This window comes from Halocola ammonii (genome assembly GCF_049334165.1).
Lineage (GTDB): Bacteria > Bacteroidota > Bacteroidia > Flavobacteriales_D > Sanyastnellaceae > JBEGHD01.
This window is the reverse complement of sequence record NZ_JBEGHD010000008.1, coordinates 135830-148336: the sequence shown is the minus strand read 5'-3', so window position 1 is coordinate 148336 and position 12507 is coordinate 135830. Positions and strand designations below refer to the sequence as shown.

At 45.7% G+C, this 12507-nt stretch carries 9 protein-coding genes; 6 read left to right on the top strand and 3 right to left on the bottom strand.

Annotated features, from left to right (window positions below; genetic code table 11):
• Window positions 1-21 precede the first annotated feature (21 nt).
• The 6 genes from porT to ABHV44_RS09885 all read left to right on the top strand — a co-directional run bounded on the left by porT (window position 22) and on the right by ABHV44_RS09885 (window position 6153).
• On the top strand, window positions 22-741 hold the full coding sequence (gene porT, locus ABHV44_RS09910) for a type IX secretion/gliding motility protein PorT/SprT (RefSeq protein WP_459074526.1): 720 nt from the start codon (window positions 22-24) through the stop codon (window positions 739-741).
• A 35-nt stretch (window positions 742-776) separates the two neighbouring features.
• The gene (locus ABHV44_RS09905) at window positions 777-2687 is read left to right on the top strand and encodes a polysaccharide biosynthesis protein (protein WP_459074525.1); all 1911 of its coding nucleotides are present in this window, start codon (window positions 777-779) and stop codon (window positions 2685-2687) included.
• 29 nt (window positions 2688-2716) lie between these two features.
• On the top strand, window positions 2717-3118 hold the full coding sequence (locus ABHV44_RS09900) for a hypothetical protein (protein ID WP_459074524.1): 402 nt from the start codon (window positions 2717-2719) through the stop codon (window positions 3116-3118).
• Entirely contained in the window at window positions 3119-3748 is a 630-nt protein-coding gene (locus tag ABHV44_RS09895; RefSeq protein ID WP_459074575.1) for an IMPACT family protein, read from the top strand.
• Between the two features lie 79 nt (window positions 3749-3827).
• Entirely contained in the window at window positions 3828-4877 is a 1050-nt protein-coding gene (locus ABHV44_RS09890; protein ID WP_459074523.1) for an NAD-dependent epimerase/dehydratase family protein, read from the top strand.
• A complete protein-coding gene (locus tag ABHV44_RS09885) occupies window positions 4870-6153 on the top strand; it encodes a glycosyltransferase (RefSeq protein ID WP_459074522.1) in 1284 nt (427 codons plus the stop codon). The genes ABHV44_RS09890 and ABHV44_RS09885 overlap by 8 nt, the downstream gene beginning before the upstream one ends.
• A 55-nt stretch (window positions 6154-6208) precedes the next feature.
• Here the strand turns inward: ABHV44_RS09885 and ABHV44_RS09880 are convergent, their stop codons facing one another.
• The 3 genes from ABHV44_RS09880 to ABHV44_RS09870 form a co-directional block, all read right to left on the bottom strand.
• Window positions 6209-9040 carry an FG-GAP-like repeat-containing protein gene (locus ABHV44_RS09880; protein WP_459074521.1) on the bottom strand — a complete coding sequence of 944 codons (2832 nt, stop codon included), beginning with the start codon at window positions 9038-9040 and terminating at the stop codon, window positions 6209-6211.
• Window positions 9041-9173: 133 nt separating this feature from the next.
• Complete coding sequence (locus ABHV44_RS09875; protein WP_459074520.1) at window positions 9174-11024, bottom strand: 4Fe-4S binding protein; 1851 nt, start codon at window positions 11022-11024, stop codon at window positions 9174-9176.
• Window positions 11021-12397 (bottom strand): NAD(P)/FAD-dependent oxidoreductase, encoded by a 1377-nt coding sequence (locus ABHV44_RS09870; RefSeq protein ID WP_459074519.1) that lies wholly within the window; start codon window positions 12395-12397, stop codon window positions 11021-11023. The genes ABHV44_RS09875 and ABHV44_RS09870 overlap by 4 nt, the downstream gene beginning before the upstream one ends.
• Between the last annotated feature and the right edge of the window lie 110 nt (window positions 12398-12507).

The window sequence follows — 12507 nt, the reverse complement described above, 5'->3', positions numbered from 1 at the left end:
GAGAACTTGATGTCTAAAGAAATGAACCGACTCTGCCGAAATACGGTAATTTTTATTCTGGCTTTACTGGCCACAAATACGGCTCTGGCACAGAGAAAAGGTCCGGTCAACCTACCCGGTTTTGACAATAAGAAGTATCACTTTGGCTTTATCCTGGCTGTAAATAGTTCATCGCTCTACACAGAGTACGCAGACAATTACACCTTTTCCGATTCCCTACTTCGCATTGAAGATACACCTCAGGGCGGATTCAACCTGGCACTGATTGCTTCATGGGACATCACTCCAAATTTTCACGTTCGTTTTATTCCGGGCCTTTCCTTTCAGGATCGATCACTCACCTACAATTACCTGAACTCTGAACTCCAGATAGAAACCGAAGAGCATCGCCTGGAGCAGGTCTACCTCGACTTTCCAATTAACCTCAAAGTTCGTACTAACCGCGTTGGAAACTTCGCTGCCTACGGACTTTTCGGAGCTAAATGGAGTGCCGACATGCAGTCGCAAAAAGACGTTGATGAAGAATCCGGGGACATCGTGCTAAAAGCCCAAAGAAATGACTGGTCGCTTGAAGCCGGTGGTGGCTTCGACTTCTTCCTCCCCTACTTCAAGTTTGCTATTGAAGCCAAGATTGGCATCGGGATGCCCAACATCCTCATTCAGGAAAACAACTACATTTCTTCTCCTCTGGAGAGTCTGCGCACTCGCACTTTCGTTGTTTCTTTTACCTTTGAAGGTTAATCAAATTCAGCCGATGGCTGCCTAGCGGACAAAGTATGATCCCAGTTATTCCAAAAAAAAATACTCCACGCTGGATCGTTTTCACTATCGATGCCTGCATCACTTCATTTGCATTTTTGCTGGCCTACCTCGTTCGTTTCGAATTCAGTGTACCTTCGCACGAAGTTGATCTCGCACTCAAGTTTTTTGGAGTTTTTCTAGGAGTCAGACTGCTTTCATTTTGGATTGGTAAAACCTATGCCGGCATCATCCGCTACACCGGGACTCAGGATGCTCAACGTATTTTTACAGTTCTCACTATCGGGTCGGTACTTTTTGCAGCGCTGAACCTCATTCGATTCTACATTTTTGATGGAAAGTATTTCCTGCCCTTCTCGGTAATCATTATCGAATATCTGTTCACGCTTTTCATCATGGTTGTGAGCCGAATCGCACTGAAGACGCTCTATCGAGAACTCAAAACTCCCGCACAGGCACTTACAAGAGTTGCCATATTTGGTGCAGGAGAATCTGGATTTATCACCAAGAGAACACTTGACGAAAGCCAGCATACTGACCTGACCATCACAGCTTTTATCGATGACGACAAGCGCAAGGCGAAAAAGAAACTAGAAGGCGTGAAGATTTTTCACAGCTCTAAAATCGATGAACTTTTCGACTCGGGAAATATTGATCAGTTAATTATCTCAGTTCAGCAGATCAGTCGCGAGCGAAAAGCTGAATTGGTGAATCAGGCACTGAAATACAACGTGAAAGTGCTGAACGTGCCTCCCGTTAAGCAGTGGATCAACGGAGAGCTCAGTCTCAACCAAATTCGCAATATCCGAATTGAAGACCTGCTGGGCCGCGATGCCATTACCCTCGACAACAAGTCTGTGCGCGATGACTTGAAAGGCAAAACCGTTTTAGTAACCGGTGCTGCCGGCTCAATCGGGAGTGAGCTCGCAAGGCAAATTAATGCCTACGATCCTGAGAAGCTCGTGCTATTCGACCAGTCGGAATCTCCGCTTTACGACTTGCAGAATGAGATGAAGTTTCACGAAGTGGAAGGCAAAATCGATTACGTAATTGGTGATATCCGTCAGCTAGATCGCATCAAAAGGTTGTTCGATTTTTACAAACCCCAGGTGGTTTTTCATGCTGCGGCCTACAAACACGTGCCGCTGATGGAAGACAATCCCTCGGAAGCTGTGCTCACCAACGTGCTCGGCACAAAAAACCTTGTCGACACTGCTGATCAATTCGGAGTTGAAAAATTTGTAATGATCAGCACCGACAAAGCCGTGAACCCAACCAACATCATGGGAGCTACAAAGCGCGTGGCCGAAATGTATGCCCAATCGAAAGATGCCGTTTCGAAAACCAACTTCGTGACGACTCGATTTGGCAACGTGCTCGGCTCTAATGGTTCTGTGATTCCTCTGTTTAAGAAGCAAATTGAAGATGGCGGCCCACTCACAGTAACGCATCCCGAAGTGACTCGCTACTTCATGACCATCCCCGAAGCTGTTCAGCTGGTTCTGGAAGCTGGGGCAATGGGCGAGGGCGGAGAAATTTTTGTCTTTGACATGGGACAATCGATAAAAATTATCGACCTGGCCAAAAATATGGTGAAGCTTATGGGACTCGAACTCGGAAAAGACATCGAGATAAAATTCACTGGTTTGAGACCTGGAGAAAAACTGTTTGAAGAGTTGCTCACTTCTGACGAGAACACAACTTCCACACATCATCCAAAAATTATGCGCGCAAGAGTGAGAAAAGTTTCTTTTGATAGCCTGCTGGAAGAAGTCAGAGACCTCATCTCACTTTTTGACAGGCAGGACAACGCCACGATCGTGAAAAAGCTCAAAGAATTGGTACCGGAATACATCAGCAATAACTCCATTTATTCTAAATTAGACGCCCCAAAAGAAGCCGAAAATCCACAAGAAGAAAATCACTGAATTTCAAATCTTTGAAAAAATAAATCACTATGGCAGTGGACAAAAATATTGAACTGGCTCGCACCCAGGGCGAGATCGAAAAATACATCGGACTGGGACCAAACAGCCTGATCTACGACTTTGATGAGATCGATGGAAAAATCACACTTCACCTCATCACGGTGAATCCGAGACACAACCAATCTTTTCTATTCCATTCTACAGAGGGACTCGACAAAATGGACGCACTGAAAAACATGCTCGAGTACGTGAGAAACTACAAGGACAAAGAGAGTTCGTACACTATTCAGTGGTCGATACACGGTGAAAAAAATCTTCACACGTCCTACTTCAGTGCAAAAAATATTCTTGGTGCGCTCGATAAACTTTTTTACGACCGTGACCCCAATGCCATCACTGTTTTTAGCGTGATGCTCAATCCTCTAACGTAAATACCAGCGTTAGAAATCACTGCGCCAGACACATACCGAACTCTCAAAGCTCCATCTACAAGCCTCTACAAAGTAAAAGGTAGCAAACACTTTGGCTACGCTTTTCCTGTGTATGACGAAGATGAAGTGAAGGAACGCCTCGAAGAAGTAAAAAAAGAACACCATCAGGCACGACATCACTGTTATGCTTACCGCCTCGGATTGGACAAAAAGCTTTACCGGGCAAACGATGACGGAGAGCCAAGCAGTACTGCTGGCAAGCCTATTCTGGGGCAAATCCGAAGCTTCGACCTGACGAACATCCTCATAGTTGTGGTGCGCTATTTTGGCGGCACCAAACTAGGTGTTGGTGGATTGATTGACGCCTACAAAACTGCTGCAAAAGCTGCCATCGAAAGTGGAACCATCATTGAGCAAACAGTGATGAACCACTACAAAATTCACTTTGGCTACGACCAAATGAGTGCCGTGATGGCTTACCTCGGGCAGGAAAACCTACCGCAGAGTAATCAGGACTTTCGACAAAAGTGCAGTCTACAAACCTCTGTCCGACTTGAAGAGGCCGATCGAATTATCGAGGGCTTTGAAAAAATTGAAGGTGTGAGCACCACTTTTTTGAAAAGAGGCTGATCAGGGTGGCTAAAACTTTATAAACTGAGCACATAATGATATCTTTCGCAACCTTTAAAAGCTCTGAACTCGAGATCCAATGAAAAAAACGCATTTAGTTACCGGAGGCTGCGGATTTGTAGGCCGAAACATGGTGAAGCGACTTTTCTCCACTACTAGTGATCAAATAATTTTTATCGACAACCTCACTGTGGGCACACACCCATCGGAGTGGCTCGATGCAAAATTGCAATCATCTGGAGACAATTTTGAAATTTACGGTGATGACAAAAGGCTGTTGTTTCTAAAAAGTGATGTGAGAAACATCATTCGCTCGTTTATCGATGATGAGACTTACTTCGAGAAAACATATGGAATGAACGTTCCGAAAATCAACGATGTGTTTCACTTTGCAGCCATCGTTGGAGGAAGGGCAAAAATTGATGGCGACCCGATGGCCGTTGCTCTCGACCTGTCTATCGATGCTGAAATGTTTGACTGGGTGTGCACCTACAAGCCCGATCGCTTTCTCTACCCAAGCTCCAGTGCTGCTTACCCGGTAGACCTGCAAACAGAGTCAGATGCCATTGCACTCAAAGAAAGTGACATCGATTTTGATAAAATTGGAAAGCCCGACATGACCTACGGATGGAGCAAACTCACAGGAGAGTACCTCGCGCAAATTGCCGCAGAGCACTACGGAGTGAGCGTGACCTGCATCCGCCCTTTTTCCGGTTATGGGGAAGATCAGGATTTGAGCTATCCGGTGCCGGCCATTGCAGCCAGAGCTGCCGCGAAGGAAGACCCTTTTGAGGTTTGGGGATCAGGTCACCAGGGGCGCGATTTCGTTCACATTGACGATGTGATCGACTGCATCCTTTTAGCCATGGATCACATCACAGATGGCACAGCCATCAACATTGGAATGGGCAAGTTGACTAGCTTCAGAGATATCATCGAAGTGTTTTGCAAGTTTGCCGGTTACGAGCCGGAGATAAAGCCCCTACTCGACAAGCCAGTGGGTGTGCACTCTCGCTACTGCGACATGAGCTACGTGAAAGAAAAGCTAGGCTGGGAAGCGAAAATTTCCATAGAAGAAGGGATGAAAAGAGTTTACGAAAAAGCGTTAGAAAGAAACGCCAATGGCTGATCAAAAAAGAACGATTGTCTGCTTCGGTCCTGGGCCAAAATTCAAAGGAGGGATTTCGAATTACAACACCTCGCTGGCGCTGGCGCTCGACCGGCAGCCAGACACTGACGTACACATAGTTTCGTGGACACAGCAGTATCCGGCAATCATTCCGCGAGAGTTTGTCGACAAATCTAGTAAAGCCGATTTGCTAGAAGGCAGCGATGTAAAAGTGAAGTACATCACCAATTACAACAATCCTGCATCCTGGAAAGAAACCTACAAATACATCGTGAGCCTGAAGCCCGAAAAAGTAATCTTCCAGTGGTCGATTGCCATTCAGGGGCTACCGGTCGGAAATATCATTAAAAAGCTTTCGAGACATCCGAAGATCGAGGTTGTGGTTGACCTGCACTTTGTCGTTCAAAAAGAAAACAGCAACATCGACAGGTACTTTACAAAGCGAGGCATTTCAAAAGCCGACACGTTCATCGTGCACGCACTGAAAACTCACCGCGAATTGCAGGAGCTTTTCCCAAAGAAAAAATTCGAATTGACTTACGATGGTCAGAGAAGTCGCAAAGGAGATTCCACTCCTGTGATTAAGCTCTACCACCCGATTTATGACCTCTTCAAGCCAAATCCAGACTTTGATACCGAGCAGTTTAAAAAAGACCTCGGACTCAAAAAGCACGTTTTTTTGTTCTTTGGATTTATCAGAAAGTACAAAGGACTTCACAACGCTATCGAGGCTTTCGCCAAGGTCGCTGAACAGCGCGATGACGTTTCACTTCTCATTTGTGGTGAGTCGTTTTGGAACACACTTGACAAGACAAAGTGGACCACTAAATTGAAAAACTCGCTCTTTGGAATCGCTAAGCGAATATTCCTCAAAAGACAGGATGACGAAAGGAACTATAATCCGCTGGCAAAAATTGACGAACTCGGCATCGGAGACAAAACAGTTGTTTTCAATGAGTTTATTCCGAATGAAGACGTCCACAAATATTTTCAGGTGAGCAATGCAGTTGTGCTCTACTACCTCACCGCAACCCCATCTGGCATCGAATCGTTGAGCTACAACTTTAGGCTTCCGATACTGGCCACAAAGGTTGGCCACTTCCCTGAAACTGTGACAGATGGCAAAGATGGCTACCTGGCCGAAGACCGCGACACGGACTCCATGGCCGAGCAGATGATAAAGCTCACCGAAAAGCCAATTCCACGAGAGAACATAGACGACAAGGCCAAAGACATGAGCTGGGAAAACTACGCCAGATCTATCTTAAAAGTATAAAAAAAGCTCCATCCGGCAGGTGCCAAATGGAGCTTTCATTTTTTATTCGAGTTCCTTATTGAACTACAATTTTTCTTGTGGCCACGCGCCCTTCAGATTCGATTTGTAAGAAATAAACTCCGCCTGAGAGGTCGCTCACATCCATTTCTACTTCATTCGATCCTGTTCGCAAATCGTTCAGCTCTCTGGTCTCAATTTGCTGGCCAAGTTGGTCGAGCAGTGAAACTGTCAGAGGAGTGTTTTTGCTCAACTCCATTGAAAGTTTAATTACATCACTCGCTGGATTTGGGAAAACATTCAAACTCGCAACCGATTCAATCTCGTTGATATTGGTAATTGTCACAGTCACACTCGCGCGGTCGCTGCGGCAAGTTACTGTTGGTTCAATTTCCCAATCGTAGAAGAAGTAGTAGTACTCAAGATCGTTTCCGTTCTCGATGTTCGTTCCGGTGATAGCACAGGTCGATCCGATCTCGTAGGGGAAGTCCGGTTCGGTTCCAATTCCATTTCGGTAGAGCTGTGGGTTTTGGCTGTTCGACTTAAGTCCATATCCTGTGCCTGCAGGAATTTCAAAATTCACGTCTACACGAGATTCACCGTCCTCAATAAAAAATACGTCTTCAACTACTACATCACCGTTGCTATCGACAACCACAATGCTCCGGTTTCCATCTCCATTGGCATAGACTTTCACGGATTTCAAAACGAAATCGGTGTAAGCATCAAACTCAATCCAGTAGAGGCTATTGTCGTGGTAAGCTCCAGGGCCATCGTTGTTTTCAGGTCCACCGAATTGGGGCACTCCCTGGAAGTCTACATCCTCTTCGTACCAAAACTGAGTGGTTTCAGTGATCGGATCTGTTGTGTAATCCGCTCCTTCGTAAACTGGGTTTTCTGCTGTCTCTTCATCGTACCAGTATGTGTAGTTTCCGGACGGGTTCGAAAGAGTGGCTGACTGGCCAACTCCAACTGAAATCTCATCAATTGTTGAAGCGGTAGGAGTTTCAACTACCAGGACAGTTACGGGCTCTGAAGTGAGGGTTCCGCAAAGGCCTTCCCGGGTTACCGTGTATTCACCCGACTCGCTAACTATTAGTTCCTGCACCTGATCTCCTGTAGACCAGGTTGCGTTTTCTGCGTCTGTTACGAGAAGAACACTTCCTCCTTCACAGACCGTTAGGTCTTGTGGGGTTTGAATTTCCGGAGACTCTTCTTCTATTACTTCGATGCTAGCAATGTTCGTAAAACCAACACATTCGTTATCGAAGTAGAGTGTAGCTGAGTAGTTTCCGGCTTCGCTCACTGTAATTGTTTGTCCAGATTCACCGTTGCTCCAGTCGTAAGAAGAAGCCCCATCCGGTGCGGTAATCTCAACCGTTTCTCCCGGGCAAATTTCCGTTTCTCCATCAACTGTAAGATCTGCTACTTCGTTCACGCAGCCAATTTCTTCGAGCTCGTGGTACTGATTTATGTCTGGATTCTGAATCGTTTGTTCAATTCCAGAAGGCCAGCTGATCACAGCAGAGTCGACAGAAGCCGATGTTCCAAGGCCGAAGTGCAGGTGGAAAGAGTTTGTGATTCCATAGCTCTCTCCTGCTCTAACTTCTCGAATTTGAACTCCCCAGTCACCGTAGATTTCAACAGTAGCTCCAACAGCGTCCATGTTGCTGATCACTCCCTGAAGATCGAAAGCAATGTAGTTGTTATTCAGTCCTCCATCGTTCATCCAAAGGATGTCCGGATTATTGTAGTCTGGATTCACATAAGTATTTCCGTAGCTCGCGTACAGATCTAGATAGCCATCTTTATTGAGGTCACCAATAGCGAAGGAGTGCATTGTATCGTCATTCGGAAACATATTTGGCACTTCAGTGAAGGTGTAATCTCCGTTGTTCTTAAAATACTTGTGAGTTCCTCCGCTGTAAATTAGGTCTACATATCCATCATTGTCGAAATCTTTGAGAATTGCCTGAAGGAAGAATCCACTGATCTCGAGGCCGCTTCCCGCAGTGATATCAGTGAAGTTTCCGCTTCCGTCATTTTCTAAAAGAGTGAGTGTGCCACTGTGGTTGGTGATGAAACAATCGAAATCTCCATCGTTGTCGATGTCGGCAAAATCTGCAGTCCAGGACTGTTCGTAGATCACCAAGCCGTGATCGGCTGCTTGTTCGGTGTAGTTTCCGTTTCCGTCATTCACGAACAGAGCGTTGATTCTTCGTGGGTCGTTTGGGTCATTCACACCCTGTCTGCATTTTGCAATGAACAGGTCCAGATCACCATCGTGGTCGTAGTCTGTCCATACCGAACCGTAGTTTCCAGAGTTGTCTGATTCGGGCACAGTGGCCATATCGATCCAGTCGTTTTGAGGAACCAGGTTTCCGGCCTGATCATTTCCCCAAATTCTGCTTTCAGCCTGATCGTGACATCCAAAAGCATCGAGCCAGCCATCGTTGTTGATGTCGGCCATGTTGCAAGCCTGCATAAACAAGCTACCCATTGCCAGGTCGTAAAAGTCGAAGTTTCCCTGTGAGTGAATGTCCACGAAGTGCGTACCATCGTAGCTTCCTCCAGAGAAAACGTCTTTGTGGCCGTCATTTCTGACATCTCCTAAAACCATTCCCCACTGATTAGCTCCAGATACGTTGGTGTATTCTTCTTGAGTGAAAGACAATCCGCTATCGAGGTTTCCATACTCGATTTTGACATTTTTACTATCGTCCATGATGACGATGTCGTCAATTCCGTCATTATTCATGTCGGCAACGCCCACAACGCCACCACTGTAATAAGTGTCGTTTAAAAGGCCTGATTGATCTGAAAAGGATTGTGCGCTGAGGCCAAACGAAAATGCACAGGCAGCAGCGAAGAGTAAGTAAGTTTTCTTCATTGGTTTAAAAATTTTTGGTTTTCCTTGAGGTTTACTTTCAAGATGCTCTAAATATAGCACATTAAACCAAATTTCGATTTTCCAGAGATTGGAATCCAACTTCAAAAAGTCGCAACTAATGAAAACCTAAAAACTACTTAGAAGAGGCTGAAAGTAGCTGTGGTGCCAACTGCGAGCCTCCGCTTCCTATGACAATTGGATTGTCGTTGAATCTGTTTTCTTCGGGGCCATTTTCCAGTTTGAGAACTCCACGAGGACAAACTGCTGAGCAGATTCCGCAACCTACGCAGGAAGCACGAACGATGTTTTGTCCGCGCTGGGCATACCAGCGGACATCAATCCCCATTTCGCAGTAGGTAGAGCAGTTTCCGCAAGAGATACACTGACCACCGTTGGTTGTAATCCTAAAACGCGATTTGAACCGCTGAACCAACCCAAGGTAGGCTGCTAGTGGACAACCGAAACGACACCAAACTCGGTTTCCCATGAAAGGATAAAAACCTGTTCCCACCACTCCGGCAAAAGCAGCTCCTATAAGAAATCCATAGGTCGTCTGGATGGAAGCCGTTTGTACTCCAAGCAGCTCGTAGTCGTCTGTGAAATAAGTGTAAAGTGTCAGACCGGTCATGACCACTGCAAACACAAGCACACCGTGAACGCTAAACCGTTCAAACTTCCAGGCCTTGAGTGTTTTGTCGGAACGTTGGCGATATGGATCCCCGAGTGTTTCGGCAAGTCCACCGCAGCCACACACCCAGGAACAATACCAGCGTTTGCCATAGAAATATGTGAACAGTGGTACACCAAGTGCAATGAGCGCAATTCCCCAGCCGAGCATGAAAAGCCCGAGTGTTCCGCTAGCCAGCAGATCGTTTAAGTGCCAGGAGAAAAAGAAGTCGTAATCCAGCGGCCAAATATTTTTGAAATCGTAGTAGGGCTGATTGAGTCGCACCAGGATCTCCGGGATAAGGAATGCAAAGCCAAGTTGGAAAAACATGACTGAAGCCGTGCGAAAGAGTTGGTACTTGTTGTTGCGATATTTGATAAACATCCTCACTCCCATTACCAGAATGACTAATGTGTACATCAGTCCGTAGAGGAACCACTCGCTAGCTGACTCGCCAGTGATAAGCTGCCGCAAAGGATCGACCATGACAATCCAGTTAGTGATGTATTCCGGATACCAGTAGAGCAGCACATAGAAGCTGATGAGGAAAATTCCCACTCCGATACCTATTGAGCCAACGGTTAGCCCTGATCGAAACCAAATGTGATCATTTTTGATTCCTGCAGGTCCTTGTTTCACAGCGGGAATGATGTAGAGCAAACCACCAAGACAAGTGAGAGCAAAGCAAATGAAGATAAAAGTGTTTTGATAATCCTTGACCACACCGACAGTAGATGCTTTTGTAATCGATTTTTTAAGGCCTTTGATGGAGCCTTCGGGAAAACCTCGTGTTTCCAGAATTGAGTTATTCACACTACTGACCTTGCTCTGAAGGTCTCCTCTAAGGGCTTCTGCAGAGTTGTAGCTTTTTTCAAACATCCAGTTGGTAGATGCATTCAGCTTTTCGGCAAGTTCGGCATTGTCTTTCAGGACCTGATCAATAGTCGCAGCGTTGTAATTCCATGAACCATCATTTTCCGCTTTCTGCACCAGCTGATCAACCTGTGAACTCGTCAGGCCATAATTGGATTTCACATAGTTGTTGGTTTCCTCCAGTAAATTAGACAGATCGCTCACAAACGTAAACTGATTGGAGTATCGCTCACCTTTCATTTCGTTCCAGGCATCAGCGTTGGTCTCGATCACAGATGTGTACTTTTCCTGACTCAAGCTTGACTTTAGGACAGACTCATCGAGTCGATAACCTCCAATAAACAACACACTGATAAACACGAAGAAAGACAGCAAAAACAGTCCGATTCCAACAGACTGGATTGTGTTGAGTTTCTTTATTCGTTGATAGTTCGGTTGATTCATTTGTAAAACTCTAAGATTCGTTTCCAGCTCTTACCAGCAGGCTTCAGCGAAGTTCCGTTTTCCGAATTAAACTGGTTGATAATTTCTTTTTCGTGGCGTTTGAAAAATTCGGGATCGAAATTGGCGGTCCTGAACTTTTCCAGTGCATATTCTACTGACACTTCTTTTTCGATCCAATCTGCGCAGATGTTGTGCCTCAACCTGATACCGAAAGTGTTGATGCCCTTGAGCTTTCTACTCGATTTGTCGTAGACTAACTTCAGCAGCTTCTTGCCAGAATCGTCAGTCCAAACGAACTTCTCCTCTCCTTCTTGTAGTTCGCTCATCACCCAACCGTAGGTCTGATATTCGATATCGAAAAACTTAGCTGAGTTGAACCAAACTCCAGGTTGATATTTTGTTCGTTCTCCACAGATCGTGAATGCTACGGTCTCTCCCATTATCCTACCTGTGTACCAAACTTGCTCGATGGGTTTGCGCTCGCCTATCGGCTCGCGCATCTGAGCGCAGTCGCCAATTGCGTAAACATTGGGAATGTTTGTTTCCAGAAATTCGTTTATCAAAACCCCCTTATCGGTTTCCACTCGAGAATGCTTTACTACTTCGATGTTTGGGTGGACACCTGCTGTAATTCCAACAAACTGGCAAGGGATCACCTCGCCACTTACTGTACGCACAGCTTTCACCCTGCCACTTTCATCACCTATGATTTCTTCAAGCTCTTCGTTGTAGCGCACATCCACGTGGTGCTCTTTCATGTGGCGGTCGATCAGTGCACCTTCTTCCTCGGGCATTACGTTTCCCCAGTAGCGACTCTCACGGACCAAAAAAGTAACCTCAACCTCCCTCGTCATCAGCATTTCTGAAAGTTCTACTCCAATCAGTCCACCGCCAACAATTACAGCTCGGTGTACTTTCTTTTCCTGCGGTTTGGGGAAAGGAGGATGAGTATTCTCCTCGAGTTTTTCGAGGTCCTGAACGCTGTAAAGTCCCTGAACACCTTTCAGGCCTTGTCCTTTCCAGCCAAACATGTTGTACTTAGAACCGGTGGCCAAAATCAAATCATCATATTTGATCTGCTTGCCGCTCTTGAGCTGGAGTAGTTTCGAATTGGTGTTGACCTCAGATACAAAATCGTAGACCAGATTAATGTCATTTTTCTCCCAAAACCAGTCTTCGTACGGCTTGGTGTGCTCGTACTTCATGTGCCCCATATAAATGTACATGAGTGCGGTTCTGGAAAAAAAGTGCTTTGACTCTGCAGAAATCACAGTGATCTTATGATCAGACTTTTTGCGGATATGGCGAGCCGCGGTGATTCCCGCAATTCCATTCCCGATAATAACTACATGTTTTTGGTCGCTACTTTCCACTGATCAATTGAGTATTAATTCTCAAGAAGTAAAATTAAATTCCCGATTCTGATCTGACATCACGAATTAGTAACAAAAGAAACACATTCTCATCCAACATATTGAGAGAA